General features: G+C 36.7%; 16 protein-coding genes. 10 read left to right on the top strand and 6 right to left on the bottom strand.

Translation table 11 applies throughout. The features are described 5' to 3' along the window. Positions 1 to 15: 15 nt before the first annotated feature. The 10 genes from IPM14_16955 to IPM14_17000 all read left to right on the top strand — a co-directional run bounded on the left by IPM14_16955 (position 16) and on the right by IPM14_17000 (position 15,154). On the top strand, positions 16 to 2,160 hold the full coding sequence (locus IPM14_16955; protein MBK9099757.1) for a T9SS type A sorting domain-containing protein: 2,145 nt from the start codon (positions 16 to 18) through the stop codon (positions 2,158 to 2,160). A 55-nt stretch (positions 2,161 to 2,215) separates the two neighbouring features. Beyond that, entirely contained in the window at positions 2,216 to 3,754 is a 1,539-nt protein-coding gene (locus tag IPM14_16960) for a hypothetical protein (GenBank protein ID MBK9099758.1), read from the top strand. Beyond that, a complete protein-coding gene (locus IPM14_16965; GenBank protein MBK9099759.1) occupies positions 3,751 to 6,552 on the top strand; it encodes a TonB-dependent receptor in 2,802 nt (933 codons plus the stop codon). The genes IPM14_16960 and IPM14_16965 overlap by 4 nt, the downstream gene beginning before the upstream one ends. Further along, complete coding sequence (locus IPM14_16970; protein MBK9099760.1) at positions 6,553 to 7,533, top strand: PorV/PorQ family protein; 981 nt, start codon at positions 6,553 to 6,555, stop codon at positions 7,531 to 7,533. It abuts the gene before it with no gap. Positions 7,534 to 7,580: 47 nt separating this feature from the next. Continuing rightward, positions 7,581 to 8,627 (top strand): hypothetical protein, encoded by a 1,047-nt coding sequence (locus IPM14_16975; protein MBK9099761.1) that lies wholly within the window; start codon positions 7,581 to 7,583, stop codon positions 8,625 to 8,627. Between the two features lie 6 nt (positions 8,628 to 8,633). Next, a complete protein-coding gene (locus IPM14_16980; protein MBK9099762.1) occupies positions 8,634 to 9,734 on the top strand; it encodes an endonuclease/exonuclease/phosphatase family protein in 1,101 nt (366 codons plus the stop codon). Beyond that, on the top strand, positions 9,719 to 9,874 hold the full coding sequence (locus tag IPM14_16985) for a hypothetical protein (GenBank protein MBK9099763.1): 156 nt from the start codon (positions 9,719 to 9,721) through the stop codon (positions 9,872 to 9,874). Before IPM14_16980 ends, IPM14_16985 begins: the two co-directional genes overlap by 16 nt. A gap of 21 nt (positions 9,875 to 9,895) precedes the next feature. Further along, positions 9,896 to 13,156 carry a T9SS type A sorting domain-containing protein gene (locus IPM14_16990; GenBank protein MBK9099764.1) on the top strand — a complete coding sequence of 1,087 codons (3,261 nt, stop codon included), beginning with the start codon at positions 9,896 to 9,898 and terminating at the stop codon, positions 13,154 to 13,156. A gap of 181 nt (positions 13,157 to 13,337) precedes the next feature. After that, entirely contained in the window at positions 13,338 to 14,747 is a 1,410-nt protein-coding gene (atpD, locus tag IPM14_16995; protein ID MBK9099765.1) for a F0F1 ATP synthase subunit beta, read from the top strand. Next, on the top strand, positions 14,747 to 15,154 hold the full coding sequence (locus IPM14_17000) for a F0F1 ATP synthase subunit epsilon (protein MBK9099766.1): 408 nt from the start codon (positions 14,747 to 14,749) through the stop codon (positions 15,152 to 15,154). Before atpD ends, IPM14_17000 begins: the two co-directional genes overlap by 1 nt. Before the next feature lie 53 nt (positions 15,155 to 15,207). On the opposite strand, the gene IPM14_17005 is transcribed toward IPM14_17000, so the two are convergent. The 6 genes from IPM14_17005 to IPM14_17030 all read right to left on the bottom strand — a co-directional run bounded on the left by IPM14_17005 (position 15,208) and on the right by IPM14_17030 (position 19,772). Further along, the gene (locus tag IPM14_17005) at positions 15,208 to 15,831 is read right to left on the bottom strand and encodes an LON peptidase substrate-binding domain-containing protein (GenBank protein ID MBK9099767.1); all 624 of its coding nucleotides are present in this window, start codon (positions 15,829 to 15,831) and stop codon (positions 15,208 to 15,210) included. Between the two features lie 165 nt (positions 15,832 to 15,996). Next, the gene (locus IPM14_17010; GenBank protein MBK9099768.1) at positions 15,997 to 16,605 is read right to left on the bottom strand and encodes a superoxide dismutase; all 609 of its coding nucleotides are present in this window, start codon (positions 16,603 to 16,605) and stop codon (positions 15,997 to 15,999) included. Positions 16,606 to 16,736: 131 nt separating this feature from the next. Next, positions 16,737 to 17,087, bottom strand: a complete 351-nt coding sequence (locus IPM14_17015) for an iron-sulfur cluster assembly accessory protein (GenBank protein ID MBK9099769.1) — start codon at positions 17,085 to 17,087, stop codon at positions 16,737 to 16,739. Between the two features lie 25 nt (positions 17,088 to 17,112). Then, a complete protein-coding gene (locus IPM14_17020) occupies positions 17,113 to 17,418 on the bottom strand; it encodes a hypothetical protein (GenBank protein ID MBK9099770.1) in 306 nt (101 codons plus the stop codon). A 65-nt stretch (positions 17,419 to 17,483) separates the two neighbouring features. Beyond that, positions 17,484 to 17,855 (bottom strand): Rrf2 family transcriptional regulator, encoded by a 372-nt coding sequence (locus IPM14_17025; protein ID MBK9099771.1) that lies wholly within the window; start codon positions 17,853 to 17,855, stop codon positions 17,484 to 17,486. 297 nt (positions 17,856 to 18,152) lie between these two features. Continuing rightward, on the bottom strand, positions 18,153 to 19,772 hold the full coding sequence (locus IPM14_17030) for an SBBP repeat-containing protein (protein ID MBK9099772.1): 1,620 nt from the start codon (positions 19,770 to 19,772) through the stop codon (positions 18,153 to 18,155). Between the last annotated feature and the right edge of the window lie 182 nt (positions 19,773 to 19,954).

Raw genomic sequence — 19,954 nt, forward strand, 5'->3', positions numbered from 1 at the left:
ACAGGAGTAAAAAAAATGAAATCATTTATATTTTTTCTTTTGCTGATGTTGTTATACATCAATAGTAGCCTATTCTCTCAGACTAGTGTTACAGTTGAAGATATTCAATATCTGCCGGATTCTGTACTTATAAACATTGGTGATCAACCTTCACCGTTGAATGGACAGCAAGTTAAAGTTAAGGGAATTGTTATGGTTAGCCCATTAGTTAATCCTCAAAATGACAGAAGACCAATTATGTGGTCAGGTGCAAGATGGGTGACTTATCTTTATGATCCTGATGGCCAGGTTCATGATCAATTTGATGGAATCAATGTTTTACAGATGGATACTTCTGCTCAATACCAGGGAACTTTTTTCGATTTAATTGATACGGCACAAGTTGTGGAAATTACATTGACAGTGAATGAATTCAATACTACGACACAAGGTGAAGTACTAATATCGCCTGTTACTCCTGTAAGTATTATCCAACAATTACCAAAAAGACCAGACCCGATTGAACTTGAGATTTCAGATTTTATGTCTGGTGGTGTTTTGAATCCGCTGGCTGAAAAATATGAAGGTCAATATGTAATCATCAGGAATGTCGTAACGAGTGATAGAAATGCGAGTACAGGTACCTTCAGAATAAACGATGGTCAGGGAAATTATATGTTTATGTTTGATCAATCAGGATATTTTACTCTGCGAGGCCATCGATTAACAGGTCTTACCACATATCAGCCACCAGTAGACGGTACTGTTTTAAGTTATATTAGAGGAGTTATACAAACAAGAACAACCGGGTATTATATTGGTCCGATGTATCCTAATGATATGGAAATTGCAGTAACACCTCCATCGATTAGTTCTTTAAGAAGAAGTTTACCTCAGGTACTTACAAACCAGTCGGTTACACTAACTGCTAATGTAACTGATGATGGAAGTGTAGATTCAGTAAGACTTTATTATCGCGTTGATGGCGGAAACTATACTGCTGTAAACATGACCCATGGGACTGGAAACAGTTATTCAGGTGTTATTCCCGGAGTTAATAGTGATTCAGCTATAGTTGATTATTACATCTGGTCAAAAGATAATCAAGGTAATACTTCAACCTTACCATCAAATATAAATAATGTTCAGTACTTCTATCTTGTTCTTAATAGAAATGTAACTATCCAGGATGTTCAGTACAGTCCATTTGGTACAGATGTGAGCGGATATAATGGTTACCGTGTACCATTAACTGGTGTTGTTACTGCAGACACAAGTGACTGTACTCCAACATTTGCACTAAGAATTTATATGCAGAATGGACAGGGCCCCTGGAGTGGAATTCAGGTTGGAACAAGAGGAACAAACGGAAGTACAATTCGCGGATTCCAAAAAGGACAGTTAGTTACAGTTAACGGTCTCGTTTGGGATGAAGCTGTAACGCCAACATTCAACGTTACTAGAATCGACAGTATAACCAGTGTTCAGGTTATCTCTTCAGGTAATCCTTTGCCAACACCTGAGGTCTTACAAACCACCACAATCGGAACAGGTGGACTCGGTCAGATTCAAAAAGAACAATGGGAAAGTGTATTAATCAGATATAATAATGTTACAGTAACAAATGAAAATGCTGATTTTCCGAGCAACTTTGGTGAGATGTACGTTAGCGATGGAAGCACAGATACCCGCGTTGAGCTCGAGGACGGAAATCATGATTATCATAATCTTTCCGATCCAACGCGACTTTACTATGTGAAGACTGGTAGCACATTCGATGCATTGCAGGGAGTTCTATATTACTCTTTTGGAAACTATAAGCTTGTTCCAAGAAACAATAACGATTTCATCGGGTATAATCCTGTAAGTGTAGAAACTGATGGGACGATCCCAACGCAGTATGGACTTTCACAAAATTATCCGAACCCGTTCAATCCATCTACCAAGATAAATTTCTCATTGCCATTTGAGTCGAATGTCAGATTGAGCGTTTTCAACATTCTTGGCCAGGAAGTTAAAGTGCTTGTTGATAACCAGATTCAATCGATTGGCAATTATAATCTAACTTTTGATGCTCGCGATCTTCCATCAGGAATTTATTTTTACAGGCTGACCGCTTCATCCTTGGGAGATAACGATCAAAACTTTGTTGATGTTAAAAAGATGATGTTAATAAAATAATATATTAAAGAACCATCTTCTTCTGAAGATGGTTCTTCTTTTGAATAAGTAGACAATGTCCAATAGTAAATTTTTACTAATAATATTTTTCATAACTATTTCTTCACTGTTCCTTTCTTGCAAGGAGGAAATAGTTGGAGTTAAAAATAAGAATCAACCTCCTGAGACGAGTGTATCACTCTATCCCGACAGTGTGATTATTCCACAACAGACGAGATTATTAGTAAGCTGGTGGGGTGATGATCCTGACGGTTTAATAGCCGGGTTTTACTTTAAATGGAATGACGAGTCCTGGCAGTTTACTACAAGCAACGATAGTTTGTTTTCACTTAAGATTGGTGCCACAGATACTACCTTCAGATTCAATGTTGTGGCAGTTGATGCCGAAGGTAATGGAAAATATGATCAACAGATTTTCCAGAATAATATAAACTATGGGCCAGAACCGTTCATCGATAAAAATAGTAATGGTGTCTGGGACAGTAATGAACACTATTTTGATCTTGGCTTGATTGATCCATCACCAGCCGAATTTTTCTTCCCGTTAAAAAATTCTGCACCGACAATTCAATGGAATGAATTAAGTTTTGTCCCTGATACCTCATTTCCTGTAATGTCTTTCGGATGGATCGCCGATGACATTGATGGAGTTGAATCAATCTTAAAAATAAACATTGCATTAAACGATACTACAAATCCTGATAACATTATTTCTATCGATGGAAGTGTAAGAACAGTAACATTACGTACAAATGAATTTGGTTCTTCAAATCCATTAATGGAAATATTGATTGAAGGACAGGAGAATAATATTCATCCTGAAAAACTGCCCGGACTAATATTCGATAACTTAAATTATTTCTACGTGCAGGCAGAAGATATTTCCGGTGCAAAGTCAGAGTTTATCAGATTGCCGGAAGATGATCCTGATGATTTTTGGTTTGTGAAGAAACCAGTCAGTAATTTTCTTGTGATTGATGATTATGCAACTTTGGACAATGCTGCATCATTTTATACTGCTATGTTTGACAGTATTGGATTATCAGGAAGCTATGATGTTTACGATGTAAAATCGCAAGAACCGCCATTTAAAAATGTAACTTTCCTAGAAACAATTAAATTGTTCGATTATTTATTTTGGTATACAGATAATAATCCTTCAATAGATTTAGCATCGTTCTCAACTCAAAAATATTTAAGTCAGGGTGGTAAAGTTGCTTTCTCAATGCAATTTCCTCAAACTGTTGATCCTGTTGAACTGCAAAGTTTTATTCCGATTATTTCAGATAGTATTGGACAAAAAATATCACTTTTACCAAATACTGTGATTGCTTCTGATACTACTAATCCTTCATATCCGTATTTAAAGTTGACAATAAATGTATTCAGAGTAAAATCATTCTACCTGAGTGAACTTGCTGCAAATCCTATTTACTATTATCCAAACGGAGAACTACCGGGATTTGCAGGTTTCACAAATATTGAATTGACTGAATTTTTTATTGCACTGCCTCTCGATAAATGTAATGGGACTGGAAATGTAAAAGCACTTCTTCAAAAAGTATTCTTTGATGATTTTGGAATAACAAGATGAAGAAATTTTTACTTCTATTTTTTCTGCTAACGATAGTCAATTATGCTCAGCAAACCGGAACACTCTCCGGAAACGTTACCGACGCAGCAACAGGTGAAGGGTTACCTGGTGTTAATATTCTTTTAAAGGGAACTTATTTCGGTGCTGCAACTGATATAAATGGAAATTTTACCATTACAGCAATACCTGTCGGAACTTACAACGTTGATATTTCTTTGATCGGTTACAAAACATACCAGTTCACAGGAACAAAGATTGAATCGAACAAAACTACAAGACTTGATGTAAAACTAGAAGAAACAGTATTGACTCTTGAGCAGGATGTTGTTGTAATTGGTGAAAAACCTCTTATGGACGTTGAAGAAACCCAAAGTAAAAGAAGCATTTCGAGAGAAGAGATTGACCAGCTTATTGTAGAGAATGTACAGAATATAGTCTCGCAGCAGTCAGGAGTAGTAGTTAACAATTCAAACGAAGTTCATATTCGAGGTGGAAGAACCTATGAAAATGCATTTTTATTAGACGGTGTTTCGGTGCAGGATCCGATTGCAGGTACAGGTTTCGGACTTCAGCTAAGCGCTTCATCAATTGAAGAAGTTGAAGTAATCACAGGTGGATTTAATGCTGAGTATGGTCAAGCAACTTCAGGAATAGTAAACGTAAAAACAAAAGAGGGAAGTGAAAAATATAGTGGTGCCTTGACGTATAAACGAGATAACTTTGGCAATACTTCATCATATCATGTTTTTAATATAGATGTGCTTGAAGCAAATATAAGTGGACCTGAACCAATAACTTCTTTTTTACTGCCTGTACTTGGTGTCAATATTCCCGGTGAGCTTACATTCTTCACTAATTTTTATGGTGGAATAAGTGATGGAATAACACAGGGATATAATAAAGTAACTGCTGATCAACTACTCTCGTCAACTTTTGGAGGAAGCAGATTCGCACCGCGAGAAGAGAACAGCTGGTTCTGGCTCGCAAAATTGTCCTATCTTTATTCTCCAACTTTAAAGTTCAATTATTCATTTAATCAATCGGTAAACATTAATCAAAATTCTCAATCACTACAGTCAAACCTTGAGTATGTTGAACCATCTCCCGGTTATCAATACACATTTCAATATCTGCTTGATAATGCGAATACATTCACGCATAATAATATTTATCATAATTTCAGTGTCACTCATACATTGAACTCACGTACTTATTATGAAGTCAAAGCAAATTACTTTTTTACAAATCTCAGGGGTGATGCAAACGGTCTTTATTACAGCTTATACAATGAACCGAAAGATATCGTAAACTTTCCGATTGAATACTTTAATGAAAACCGCGATACTGTAGGAGTGATTCCCGGTGATGGATTCTGGGATGTTGGAAATCCCTTTACATGGCACGATCATTTTCTTGAAGAGTTTTCATTGCGGGGCGATCTCACAAGTTTCTTCGATGAAATGAATAAGTTCAAAGCTGGATTCAATATGCAATTTCAGCAAATGCAGGTGGTTGACATTTATAAACCATGGATCGGTGAGCTTGGTTTGAATAACGATATTTACACAGTATATCCTGCACTTGGTTCCTTTTATGCACAGGATAACATAAACTTTGGTGGGATGATTCTTAACTTCGGTTTGCGACTTGATTATTGGTTCCCGGGAAAATATGTCGATGATGCAGTCGCAGATACTAATGTAATCACAATACCTGATGAAATCAGAGATGGTTATTATGAGGATTCATATGGATGGTTTGGTGATCGAAGATTTAAAGCGAGACTAAGTCCACGTCTTGGAATTTCTCATCCTGTATCTGATTTTCAAACTCTGTTCTTTTCTTACGGACATTTCAGCAAATGGCCAAAGCCTCAGTTTGTTTATGCAAAGCTCAATCCGGTCAGTGCTCAATCATCTTTCCAGAAATTTGGTAATCCAAATCTTGATCCGGAGACAACAGTCGCTTATGAACTAGGATTAAAGACGCAATTCACTCCTGATGATGTCTTGACCGTAACTGCATATTATAAAGATATATTCGATTACGTGAGTACACGAACAGCAAAAATAACATCCGCACGATTAGCCGCAGAAAGTTTTATAACATATGTCAATACAGATTATGCACGCAGCAGAGGTTTGGAAGTTGAATTTAGAAAAAGAATCGGCAGATGGTTTAATGGTCAGGCATCATTTGCATATTCAATTGTAACCGGTAAAAGCTCATCATCTGAAGAGGGAGTATTAATAGCTCGTGGTGATCTCGAAGAATCAATTAGAGAAGAATATCTATCATGGGACAGACCAATTACTGCATCATTATCTATGAACTTTTTTGCTGCAAAAGGCACTTTTGGATTCGCTGAAGAAATATTGGATAACTGGAGTTTGTATGTAAGAGGATTCTTCCAATCAGGTAAAAGATATACACCGGCAGTATTCACCGGTTCTGTGGATCAGCAGGGCAGAAAAGAATATGAGTTTGTTCAAGGAGAACGTTACTCAGAAATTGCAGATGATTGGTTTTACGTTGATCTAAATTTCGAAAAATATTTTGATCTGAGTGGATTAAGTTTTTCAGTTTTTCTTGAAGTGAATAATCTTCTTGATAATGAAAATTCAACAATAATTAACCCGGTGACAGGAAGAGCGTATGAATACGGTGATGATGTACCAAGCAGTTGGAATGATCCGAGGTATCCGGACTTACAAGCGCCAATATCACCATATCCGCTTAATCCGGCAAGATACCTTACCAAGCGTAATTTTAAATTTGGAGTGACTTTTACTTTCTAAATGAAAAATTTGTTTTACATACTTCTTTCGATAATTATTCTGAACGATATAATGTTCGCTCAGTTATTTCCTGTGCTTGGTGACCAGAGAGCGGGAATATCTACAGCACAATTTTTAAAGATTGGTGTTGGCGGAAGAGCTGCAGCACTTGGTGAATCTTTTATTGCGATTTCTGATGATGCTTCTGCACTTTACTGGAATCCTGCGGGATTAGCGCAGTTCAATAAAAATCAACTAATTATCTCGCATAATATCTGGGTTGCAGATATAAATCATGATTTTATTGGAGTAGTTTATCATTTGGACGGTGATAATTCATTCGGAGCTTCATTAACAGCGGTCACTATGGATGATATGCCGGTAACCACAGAATTCGCACCGTTTGGAACAGGAGAATATTTTGGATACAGCGATATTGCAGTGTCTCTATCTTATGCAAGAAAAATGACTGAGCAATTCAGCTTTGGCGGTACAGTTAAATATGTTGAAGAAACTCTCGATAAATTAAAAATGCGTGGCGTAATGATTGATTTAGGAACCTACTACAGAACCGGCTTGGGCTCAACTCGTTTTGCTGTTACAGTTTCTAATTTCGGGGCTGAGTTGGCTCCGGATGGTGAAGTTATATTAATCGGAAACAGAACAAATTCAGAGTGGCAGTCTTTTGCACCACCGACAATTTTCAGAGTTGGCTTTGCTTTTGAACCATATGAATCCGATGAACATCGGGTGACCACATCCATTCAATTAAATCATCCTAATGATAACAGCGAAAATGTTGTAACCGGAGCAGAGTACGCCTGGCAGAAAATGTTATTCCTCCGCGCTGGTTATAAATTTAATGTCGATGAACAAAACTATTCATTCGGACTTGGATTAAATGTGCCAATAAGTATCGCAGAATTTACACTTGATTATGCGTTTACTAATTTTCAGAGATTAGGTTCAGCGCACAGATTTTCAATTATGCTTGGACTATAATGAAATTTCTTAAAATCATACAACTCCTTTTAATACTGCAATTTATATTGATCTTTGCAAGTTGTGCCGAGAAGTTTGATCTCACAGACATAGACACAGGAGATGGTAATATAAATATTGGAGGAGATACTGTTTACATTCAGCTTAAGCCTGTTTGGGGAGGATTTAGTAGACCACAGGACATTATGGTTGGAAGAGAACCTTTCATTTATGTTGCAGACACAGATAACGATCGCATTGTAATGCTCAATCTTAATGGAGATGTGTTGGGAGCACGAACAATCAAACGACCGGTTGCTCTAGCTCAGGATTATAAACTTAACTTAATTGTATGTGCACAGTTCGATACAATTGTAGGTGGGCAAAGTCAGACTTTTAGTGCTGTATATAAAATTGATCTTGTTGCCTCATCTCATCAAATAGGGAGTGCACCTATAAAAAAACTCTTGCCAAGACCTGCAGATTTAAATAGGCCATTGGTCGAATACACTGGAACTTGTGCTTTTTACAATAACACTTTTTATATCTCTCGAAAAGGACCGAACAACACAAGCTTTGTTGATCCGGATAATTCAATTTTAATTTTCAGTCCAAAGAAATTGTTAGGAATACCTAGCGATGAAGATACACTCATCGGAAGAGTACCTAATATCGATCCTTTGGGACAAGGTCTTGTATCGGCATTTGATATAAGTTCCCTTACATCATTTAATGATCAGACAATTGATATGATAGTCACGCTTACAGGTGAAAATAGTTTTAAAGCTCAATGGTTAGAATATGTTATTACTCCAATTGATCAGCGGTATTTAAGCAATTTTTCGCCCAACTCAGTATCATTTATGATACCCAACAAATTTTCAAGACCGGAAGGCTCTGCTGTTGACCAAAGCCGAAATATTTTCATTGCTGATGCAGATAGAGACAGTATTTATAAATTTAATTCCTTCGGAGATGAACTTCAGTCATTTGGAACTTTCAGCAATGATTCATTTAATGAACCTCATGGTGTTGCTTTCTTCGATAAAACACTTTACGTTGCCGACACAGGTAATAACAGAATAGTAAGATTTATTTTATCCACCGAACAATAATCAGATATGAAAAAATTAATCACCACTTTTGCCGTGTCTTTACTGTTGCTTATCACAGCGATTTTTCCTCAGGATAGGGTGAAAATACTTACCTATAATATTCTCAATTATCCAAATTTTTCAGCAACAAAGAATACCAAGTATCAAGAGATATTTAATGAAGCAAAACCGGATATAATTGCTGTCCAGGAAATTCTTTCACAGTATGGAGTTAATTTGTTTCTGAGTGATGTTCTTGGAAATTCATTTAAAGCAGCTACCTTTTTTGATGGACCTGATACTGATAACGCACTCTTTTATAAAGATTCGCTTCTAACTCTTTTATCTTCAAATATTATTACCAACACACCAAGATATATAACGAGGTATGTTCTTCAACATAATTTTACTCAGGATATTCTTATTATATATGTGGCTCATTTTAAAGCTGGAGATACACCAAGTGATGAAGCCACGAGAGAACAGGAAGTTGCAAGATTAAGAATTAATACTGATCAGCTTTCTCCGGGAACAAATTTTATTGTTGTTGGTGATTTTAATTTATATAGAGCCAGCGAACCAGCTTACATTAGGTTACTTGATCAAACAAGTCCCGGCTATTTTCTTGATCCGGTAAATAGATATGGTAATTGGCATGCAAATTCAAATTTTGCTGACGTTCATACTCAATCAACAAGGACAGTTCAATTAACTGATGGAGGATCAACAGGAGGTTTGGACGATAGATTTGATTTTATTCTTGTCTCTCAATCATTAAAGAGTTTCGGTGGTGTGGATTATGTGGACGGAACATATTGGGCGTATGGAAATGATGGACAACATTTCAACCAGCAGATTGTTAACCCTCCATATCCAATCTCCGAGCAAATTGCATTTGCACTACACGATGTTTCTGATCATCTGCCTGTAGTTGCTGAATTTGATTTTGGTGTTGTAAATGATGTTGAAACCAATATCGATCCTTCATTGCTTACTTTTAATTTATATCAAAATTATCCCAATCCGTTTAATCCATCTACAAAGATTTCATTTACTATTCCGCCAACTGCATCCGGTGAAGATCAGCAGGTAAATCTTTTCTGTACGATATTATGGGAAGAGAAGTAGCAAAAGTAGTTAATGAAAAGAAGTCTCCCGGGTATTATGAAGTAGAATTTAATGCTGGGGATCTTCCAAGTGGAATTTATTTTTATCGATTGTCGACACCCAAATTCAGTTTGTCAAAAAAAATGACGCTTATTAAATAATTATCATTTGAGAAATTTCTTATGAAAAAGTTTTTACTTGCCCTTATATTTTTTGTTACTTCTTATGTTTATAGTCAACCAATCATAATCAACGAGCTTTACAACTCCGGTGGAAATGATGAATGGCTTGAACTCCTTGTAGTGGAAGATAGCCTTGACTTAAGAAATTGGGATATAAGAGATTTCAGCAGTAGTGGCTCACCACAGCAGCCTTTGGTTTTTTCCAACAATTCACTTTGGAGCAATCTTAAAAAGGGAACAATAATTATTGTCGCCAGACCAGAAAATGCTTTCGGCGAGGATTTGGATCCAAGCGATTTTTTGCTTGTCGTTAAATCAAGCAACGCAATCATGTTTTCAGGAAATGTATTTTTAATTGCAGGCAGTTCAGAAGCAGTTCAAATACGGAACACTTCACAGACTCACATTTTTGGTGTGTCGTGGGGTTCAGCAAATCTAAGCAGTTTACCTCAGCCGAAAGTTCATTTGACAGGTACTTCATCGAGCAATACTTCAGTTTACTTTAAAGAGGATAGCTTACCAGAAATACTAGTTGCTGCTAACTGGGCGATGAATGGAGCCCCGACAATGGGTACTGGTAATACAGCAAACAATATTGCATGGATACTTTCACTAAGAGCTAAACCGGAAGGTTCAGGTGTTGTCTATCTCGATCCGTTAGTCGCATCAGGAAGTACCAATCTCAATTTAAAATTTATGTACAAAAGGGACATACAGTACAATGTTGATGCTTTAAAAATTATTTTTCCAGAAGAATTTACCTGGTCACAGAATCCTGCTCAAATTGTAATTGAAAATTTCACAGCTTCAGTCTCGGTTCAAGCTGATACAATAAATTTCTCAAACGTAGTTTTTTTGAATGATTCTGTTTCGATTACTATTCAGGATGTTACTACTCCGACTTTCACAGGAAAATATAAGTTTAAATTTCAATCTGGAATCGGATCAGTTATCGACGATGTGAATCCTTCACCAATTCTGACTGTTTATGGTGCACCTATTCCAATCGCTCAGGCAAAAGAAAACGATACTTCAGGAATAGCACTGTATTATGGTGATTTAGTTTCAATAAGAGGGATCGTTACTGTAGCAAATCAGTTTGGAAGCCCAAGTTATATTCAGGATAATAGTGCTGGCATATCCATCTTCGGCTCAATTTTTTCCGACTCTGTTCAAATTGGAGATGAAGTATTTGTCTCCGGTACAATAACCCAATTCAATGGATTGAACCAGCTTGAATTTCCACAGCTGCACGAAATAATCAGTTCCGGAAATAACGTGGATCCAATAATTGCAACACCATATGATCTGGCACATGATGGTCAGGGCGGATTGGAAAATTTTGAGGGAAGATTTGTTCGCTTAAACGGAGTTTTAGTAACTGAGTTAAATGGTACACCCGTTTCTAACTGGGCATATAAAAATTATCGATTGACCGGATCAAGTTCTGCTGATACTGTGCAGATTCGAATTGATAACAATACCAATATCATCGGGTCAGTTGCTCCCGCAGGCAGATTTGATGTAGTTGGTGTATTAAGCCAGTATAAAACCTCTTTACCATTTATCGGAGGTTACCAGGTAATGCCTAGAATGTTAACTGACATTATCTCCAGCGGACCTTTGTTCGAAGAATTTCCTGAAGAAACTTATTTAACTCCGGGTTCAATTACGCTCAATTGGAAAACAATTAATCCCGGAACATCCAGAGTTCGTTATGGACTTACAACAAATTATGAACTAGGTATAATTGAAGTTGATGACAGCTTGCGAACTTTTCACAATATAACTGTTGATGGATTACAGACAGCAACCATCTATAATTTACAAGCATTCTCAGTTGCAAACTCGGATACAAGTTTTTCAGGTAATATTATATCGAGTACAAGTTCTGATTTCCCAACCACCGGTGAAATAAATGTTTACTTTAACAAGAATGTTTATTTTGGTGTATCATCTGGAGTAAACGCAAATCAGAATGTGGATTTCCTTTCTCGTGTAGTGGAACGGATTAATAATGCAAAACGCTCTCTTGACGTTGCACTTTATAGTTTAAGCGGATCGGTTGGTGATAATCTTGCGAGCGCAATATTAAATGCAAAAAATCGCGGCGTCAGTGTTCGTGTAATTGGTGAATATGATACAAGGAACTCGACATCATATCAGTTTTTGGTGAATAATGGAATCGCATATATCAATGACAGATTCGGAAGCAATGATGGCGGCGGATTACATCATAATAAATTTTTTATTATTGATTACCGCAATGGCGCAGCAGATAGTGTGTGGGTAATTACTGGTTCCTGGAATCCAACTGATCCCGGAACTAATGATGACAGACAAAATCTGATTGAGATTCAGGACGTTGCTCTTGCAGGTGCTTACACCGTTGAATTCAATGAAATGTGGGGAAGTAATAATGAAGTTCCGGATCCTCAATATTCGAAATTTAGCCTGAGGAAAGTAAATAACACTCCGCATACATTCATCATAAATGGAAACAGAATAACTAGTTATTTCAGTCCTAGCGACTTCACAACTTCAAAAATTGGGAAAGCAATTGGCAATGCTGAAAAATCTGTCAACGGAGCGATACTAACATTTACCAGGCGTGATCTTGCTGATTCGGTTATATCGGTTAAAAACGAAGGAAAGAAAGCAAGGATAATTTTAAGCAACAATACAGATACTGGTTCACAATTTAGTTACCTTCAATCAAATGGTGTTGATATAAGATTAAAGGGATTTTCAGATGGTCTTCTTCACCATAAATATGCAATTATTGATGCAGAACCTTATGGATATCCTGCAAGCGTGATTACCGGATCGCATAACTGGTCATCTTCTGCAGAAAATAGCAATGATGAAAATACACTGATAATTAAAAATGATAGAGTTGCTAATTTTTATTTGCAGGAATTTGCAGCGAGATATTATGAAGCGGGCGGAATCGATTCCATACTTATTTCAAGTGTTGATGAGGATTTTTCAGTTCCAAGTTCATATTCACTTTATCAAAATTATCCTAATCCTTTTAATCCGGTTACAACAATTCGATTTCAATTACCCTCGCGACAAAAAGTTGAATTAACAGTATTTGATATTCTTGGCAGGGAAGTGGCAAATTTGCTCAATGAAGAGAAACTTGCCGGTATATATGAAGTTAAGTTTAATGCTTCCAGCCTTGCTAGCGGCGTTTATTTTTATAGACTTAAAACGGCTGATTTTATTGAATCGAAAAAGCTAATTCTTATTAAATAAAATTGATTTCAGGGGACTATTTTCTGAAGTTTATATTTCGCTTCTTTGATATGTAAATCTGCCGATTATTCAACCTGTTAATACAATTAACTTCGATTTTTTGTCGACCAAATATTTGTATAAGTTGACTGTCAAGGTTAATTTTACACTTCAATTTTCTTAAAACTATTCAGGATATATAATGTCAGAGTTAAAAGGCAAAATCATACAAGTAATCGGACCTGTTGTTGATATTGAATTTGAAGAAGGTCATTTACCGGATATTTATAATGCTATCCGAATTCCTCGAGTTACAACAGAAGGTGTTCAGGATGTTTTAATATGTGAAGTTCAGCAGCATTTGGGAGAAGATAGAGTAAGAGCGGTTGCAATGGATTCAACAGATGGATTAGTAAGAGGAATGGAAGCAATTGACACAAAAGAACCCATCTCTATTCCGGTTGGTCCTGAAACTTTAGGAAGATTGATAAACGTTACAGGTAAAGCGATTGACGGATTGGGTGATATCAAAACTAAAAAGACTTATCCAATTCACAGACCAGCACCGGCATTTAAAAATCTCTCCACTAATTCGGAAATGTTTGAAACCGGTATCAAAGTTATCGACTTGATTGAACCTTATACGAAAGGTGGAAAAACTGGATTGTTCGGTGGTGCAGGTGTGGGTAAAACAGTTATCATCCAGGAATTAATTCATAACATTGCATCACAACATGGCGGTTACTCGGTGTTCTCAGGAGTTGGTGAAAGAACTCGTGAAGGAAACGACCTGTGGCTTGAAATGAAAGAGTCCGGTGTGTTAGAAAAAACTGCACTTGTATTTGGTCAGATGAATGAACCACCGGGTGCGAGATTAAGAGTTGGATTGACAGGTTTAACAGTTGCAGAATATTTCCGTGATGAAGAGGGAAGAGACGTACTATTATTCATCGATAATATTTTCAGATTTACACAAGCTGGTTCCGAAGTAAGTGCTCTGCTTGGACGAATGCCTTCAGCGGTTGGTTACCAGCCAAACCTCGCAACAGAAATGGGTGCTCTTCAGGAAAGAATCACTTCAACTGATAAAGGTTCGATTACTTCAGTTCAGGCAATTTACGTCCCTGCAGATGACTTGACTGATCCTGCTCCTGCAGCAGCATTCTCTCACCTTGATGCAACGACTGTATTAAGCCGACAAATTTCTGAGCTTGGTATTTATCCGGCAGTAGATCCTCTCGATTCAACTTCAAGAATTCTTGAACCGGGAATCCTTGGACAGGAACATTACGACGTCGCAAGACGCTGCAAAGAAATCCTTCAGCATTACAAAGACCTTCAGGATATCATAAACATCCTCGGAATGGATGAACTATCTGATGAAGATAAAACTATTGTAAGACGTGCAAGAAGAATTCAGAGATTTTTAAGTCAGCCTTTCCATGTTGCCGAACAGTTTACAGGTTTTGCTGGAAAGTATGTTAAACTTGAAGATACAATCCGCGGTTTCAAAGGAATCATCGATGGTAAGTATGATGATCTTCCTGAGGGTGCATTCCTTTATGTAGGAACAATTGAAGAAGCTGTTGAAAAAGCTAATAAGATGAAATAATGGCTGAACTTAATCTCGAAATAATAACTCCTGAAAAGCCAGTCTTCAAAGACCAGATTGAGGCCATCACGATTCCGGGAACACTAGGTAGCTTTCAGATATTAAAAGATCACGCACCGCTAATAAGTTCATTTGAAGTTGGAGTGATAAAAGTGAAGAAGAGTTCAACCGAATCTTTTTACACAACTTCCGGCGGTACCGTTGAAGTAAACCATTATCACGTTCTAGTTCTAGCTGATTCAATTGAAAAGATAAATGATATTGATGTTGACAGGGCTGAACAAGCAAAGAAAAGAGCAGAGGAAAGACTTCAAAGAAAAAGTGAAGCTGAGATTGATGAAGCCAGAGCGAAAGCTGCTTTGAACAGAGCTTTAAACCGATTAAACGCTGTAAAGAAGTATAGCTGATCAATTATCCTGACGAAAGTCAGGCTCTTGGTTAGGTGGTTAAAATTAATAGCTTAGTTTAAGTAACCATCTCCGAGAATAATTTCTCTCATTGCCCGGTTCTCTTCCAATTTTTCTTCGAGCTTTTCGAAATGTTCAAGCAAATAACTCATTCTTTTATTCTCACTTTGTATGGTCAGAAGTTCTTGCTGCTGTAAAATTGATAATCCTGATTTCTCTGCGATCTTGAATGATTTCAAATTTGTTTTTTCAAGATTATCCCAGAATCCCTGGTTCACATTGAAGTTGACAAGCTTTAACATTTCCTGAACTCGTTGCTTTAAAGCAAAAAACAGATTATAGTTAAGATCGCTTTCAGAATCCTGGTCAATAATTTTGTTTACATCACCTAAATAATATCCGTCCTGATGCATATCAAGATTCATTCTCTTGAAACGCCATTTGCCGGTGACGACTATATCCAGTTCACCAGATTCATAAATTTTGATTACATCTGCAATCTCGACATAAACGCCAACTTCAGATATTGTATCACCAATTCTCGAAACTATTCCAAATCCCGAATTATTGGCAAGACACTTATTTATTAATATTTTATATCTTTCTTCAAAAATATGTAGCGGATATTTTGAATTAGGAAAGACAACCAGTGCAAGCGGAAATATTGGAATTTGCATTTATTATTCACCCTGTTTTAATGTGGAAGCAATCAGAAATTTTTTGTCAATCATTGTTATTAAGTAAAGTCGTTCTGGCTTGTCCAGAATCTGATCTCTTTGTACAGAAAGAGATTCTGGACTCTCCCGACTAAAGTCGGGATCGCCAGAATGACAGTAAGCAGCTTACTTAGCTTCGCTGAATCTTTTAGCAGCTTCATCCCAGTTAACAACATTCCACCAGTTCTCTATGTATTCTGGTCTTCTGTTTTGATACTTGAGATAGTAAGCGTGTTCCCAAACATCCAACCCGAGAATTGGTGTGCCTTTCAGATCCGATACATCCATTAAAGGATTATCCTGATTCGGTGTTGAACCGATAACCAGTTTACCATTCTGCTTTACAAGCCATGCCCAGCCCGAACCGAATCTTGTTGCACCAGCATTGCTGAATTGAGTTTTGAAATCAGCAAACGAACCGAAAGCAGATTTAATTGCATCTGCAAAAGCACCGGTTGGTTCACCTCCTCCGCCTTTCTTCATCAATGTCCAGAATAAAGAATGATTCCAGTGACCGCCGCCGTTATTTCTAACTGCAACCGGATATTTGGAAATATTAGCCATCAAATCTTCAAGAGATTTTCCTTCCATCTCTGTTCCTTCAACAGCTTTATTTAGATTAGTTACGTAAGCATTGTGATGTTTTGTATGATGAATTTCCATAGTCATTTTATCAATGTATGGCTCTAATGCATCGTAAGCATATGGCAGTGCCGGCAATTCAAATTTTCCCATAGTTATTTCACTCCTTTGTTTATTGTTAGATAAATTAATTAAACTCTTTGCGTAGGGTTCAATTACAGCTGTAGCACCAATGGCTGCAGCTGAATAAATAAATTTTCTTCTATTCATAATGATACTCCTTTTTAAACTCCAAATGATTCACCGCACCCGCAGGTTTTAGCAGCGTTAGGATTATTAAACACAAATCCTCTTCCATTCAAACCATCACTGAAATCAAGTTGAGTTCCCATAAGATAGAAAAGACTTTTTCCGTCTACATACAACTTGACATTTTCAGATTCGATAATGGTATCTCCGGGTTTTTCTTCACCATCAAAGTTGAGAGTGTAAGTCAATCCAGAGCATCCGCCGCCTTTTACACCAACTCTCAATCCATAGTTTTCAGGAATGTTATTCGATTGCATTATCCTGAGTATTTCATTCTTTGCTTTTTCGGTAACGGTAATTTCAGATTTTATATTTACATCAGACATAAATAACCTCTTAGTTTTTTATTTCTTAAAATGGATCGCCGGGCTCTGCAGTTACAAATTCCGGTTTGTTCACTTTCCAGGCCTGGTGATTAATTTTTATAAATAAGCTTTTATCTTCGTAATACTTTGCCATTTCCTCAGCGAGTTTTTCTGCCATCTGGTAGCTGGCTTTAATTTCTTTCTTTTCGAGAAAGCTTCTGATTCCATATTGAAAATCCCTGAAGAAAAAATTCGAATTGTGAAATACCGGAAATTTAGCTTTCAGGTAATTCAATAATTCTTCGTCATTGTTTTTTAATAATTCAAGATTTTGCTGATATCTATCTGCCATTTTACCCTCGTGTGTTTATAATTTCTTTTTTTATCATTGAGAAAATTAATCAAACTTTTTATTCTTTATATTATCTGGACTAACAATGTCTCGGTAAATACTTTATCGATCTTTCTTTGAACTTCGGCTAATGGATCTTTTATTTTACAGCAGTTAAAATGCTCGCAGTCTGCTGAAGAACTATTTGCCTGCATGCAATCAACAATTTTAAAATCCGTTTCAACTGCGCGGATAATATCTATCAATGAGATTTTATCTGCTTTTCTTGCGAGAGAAAATCCACCGTTCACACCTTTTGCAGAAATTGCAATATCACTCTTCACAAGATTCTGAAGAACCTTAGCGACAAGCTGATAAGATATCTGACAGCTATCAGAAATTTCCTTGGCAGTGGAAAATCCTGCATGATTTTTCAAAGCCATATACCTTGCTGCCATTAGAGCATATTCTGCTTTTTTAGATAATTTTAGCATACATAAAGGACTGAATTAGTCTGATATAAACTAAAGATTACTGGCTTTAAATGCAAGGCGGATATATAGTTGGAGGAAATGATTTCGTATGTCAGGCTGAGTTTGTCGAAGACTGACAAGTAATTTTATCGTCACACTTCGATAAACTCAGTGTGACAGTTACAAGTCATTCTGAGCGAAGCGAAGAATCTAGTTACTCAATTTCGAGATTCTTCATCCCGACTTTGTCGGGATTCAGAATGACACATTCGAAACGAAATGTTACTTCAGTAAGACCATCTTTTTTGTTTCTGAATATGAACCAGCTTTGAGTTGATAAAAATAAATTCCACTCGGTAAGTTTGCTGCGTTGAACTCAACTTCATATTCTCCGGCTGGTTTTTCTTCGTTAACAAGTGTTACAATTTCTCTTCCGAGAATGTCGTAAACTTTCAACGTAACGAACCCCTCCTTCGTCCTCCCCTTTACCAAAGGGGAGGAAACAGGTGGGGTTGGAATTGTAAATTTTATTTTTGTAACCGGATTAAACGGGTTAGGATAATTTTGATGCAATTTTATTTCCATTGGTAGAGCATTATCTTCCAATACAGTCACGGGCGTATTAATTTTAGTGATAAAAATATCTTTACCACCAGCACTAACTAACTGTGTTGTATCAAACATTGCCGAACCTCTAAAATATCCAGTTACATAAATATTTCCATACCCATCTGTTGCAATACTTTGACCCTCATCGAATAAACTTCCGCCTGCTTCTACTACCCAAAAACGATTTCCATCTGTTCCATACTTTGCAATAATAATGTCTGCTGAATTTCCATGAAAACTTCCTGTTATATATGAATTTCCAACTGCATCGGTTGAAATACCCAACCCACCGTAGTCATATTCACTCCCTCCATATTGCTTAGCCCACAGACAATTCCCACTTGAATCATACTTCGCAACAAAAATATCTGTATAACCACTGCTATTTAAATAGTTTGTTCCGAAAACAACAAGACCTGAAAAATGACCAGTCACATATGAATTTCCATACGAATCAGCTGAAATACTATGACCCGAATTATCAAAATTACATAATACGGTTTTAATCCATACAAGGTTTCCAACTGAATTATACTTTGCTACAAAAATGTCGGAATCATAAAATTGAGGTCTCGGGTCTTCTACAAATCTTCCAGTTATAAAAATATTACCATTTAGATCTGCTGAGATACCTTCACCATAATCGTAAATAGCTCCTCCAAATTTTCTAACCCAGATAAAATTGCCGCTTGTATCATACTTTGCCACAAAAACATCATTGGCACCAGAACTAACTAACTGTGTCGTTCCAAACGTGGCCGTTCCTTCAAAGTATCCTGTTATATAGCAATTTCCATTTGCATTAATTGAAATACCTGTACCATAATCGTAGTCATTTCCTCCTGCATTTTTAGCCCATACACAATTTCCACTTGAATCATACTTCGCTATAAAAATATCATTATCACCAAAACTGGTTAACTGAATCGTTCCGAATGTTGCGGTTCCAAAGAAACTTCCGGTTACATAAGAGTTTCCGATTACATCTGTTGAAATACCATATCCATGATCGAAAAAATTTGAGCCCACATTTTTAGCCCATAAACAGTTTCCACTTTCATGGTATTTTGCAATAAAAATATCTTCCCAACCATTGCTTATCAATTGAATCGTTCCAAATGTAGTACCCGTAAAAGATCCGATCACATAAGAGTTTCCATTCGTGTCTATAGAGATGCCTTGACCCGATTCATCTGAACTTCCACCAGCTCTTTGAGTCCAATCAAACGACCACTGTGCAGATATAGTAATAGAAAGAATAAAAACAAGGAGAGATATTTTAAGGGTTCGCATTTTACGCTCCATTAAAAATTTAAGTTATTATAAACTTATAAAATTATTTTGAGAAAGGCGAGAGGAGGAAATTGATAAAATAATTATTTCTGTCACACTTCGACTTCCCTCAGTGTGACGTTAAACAGTCTTTCTGAACGATTAGTGAAGAATCTGAACTAAAAAGCTGGAGATTCTTCAGT

It is taken from the genome of bacterium, from assembly GCA_016716565.1.
Taxonomy (GTDB): domain Bacteria; phylum Bacteroidota; class Ignavibacteria; order Ignavibacteriales; family Ignavibacteriaceae; genus IGN2.

Coding starts and splice junctions, on each gene's coding strand:
- IPM14_16980 (MBK9099762.1), top strand. CDS start 8,634: ATGAAAAAATTAATCACCACTTTTGCCGTGTCTTTACTGTTGCTTATC.
- IPM14_16990 (MBK9099764.1), top strand. CDS start 9,896: ATGAAAAAGTTTTTACTTGCCCTTATATTTTTTGTTACTTCTTATGTT.
- IPM14_16970 (MBK9099760.1), top strand. CDS start 6,553: ATGAAAAATTTGTTTTACATACTTCTTTCGATAATTATTCTGAACGAT.
- IPM14_16955 (MBK9099757.1), top strand. CDS start 16: ATGAAATCATTTATATTTTTTCTTTTGCTGATGTTGTTATACATCAAT.
- IPM14_17010 (MBK9099768.1), bottom strand. CDS start 16,605: ATGGGAAAATTTGAATTGCCGGCACTGCCATATGCTTACGATGCATTA.
- IPM14_16985 (MBK9099763.1), top strand. CDS start 9,719: ATGGGAAGAGAAGTAGCAAAAGTAGTTAATGAAAAGAAGTCTCCCGGG.
- IPM14_16965 (MBK9099759.1), top strand. CDS start 3,751: ATGAAGAAATTTTTACTTCTATTTTTTCTGCTAACGATAGTCAATTAT.
- IPM14_17000 (MBK9099766.1), top strand. CDS start 14,747: ATGGCTGAACTTAATCTCGAAATAATAACTCCTGAAAAGCCAGTCTTC.
- IPM14_17030 (MBK9099772.1), bottom strand. CDS start 19,772: ATGCGAACCCTTAAAATATCTCTCCTTGTTTTTATTCTTTCTATTACT.
- IPM14_16960 (MBK9099758.1), top strand. CDS start 2,216: ATGTCCAATAGTAAATTTTTACTAATAATATTTTTCATAACTATTTCT.
- IPM14_17005 (MBK9099767.1), bottom strand. CDS start 15,831: ATGCAAATTCCAATATTTCCGCTTGCACTGGTTGTCTTTCCTAATTCA.
- atpD (MBK9099765.1), top strand. CDS start 13,338: ATGTCAGAGTTAAAAGGCAAAATCATACAAGTAATCGGACCTGTTGTT.
- IPM14_17025 (MBK9099771.1), bottom strand. CDS start 17,855: ATGGCAGCAAGGTATATGGCTTTGAAAAATCATGCAGGATTTTCCACT.
- IPM14_17015 (MBK9099769.1), bottom strand. CDS start 17,087: ATGTCTGATGTAAATATAAAATCTGAAATTACCGTTACCGAAAAAGCA.
- IPM14_17020 (MBK9099770.1), bottom strand. CDS start 17,418: ATGGCAGATAGATATCAGCAAAATCTTGAATTATTAAAAAACAATGAC.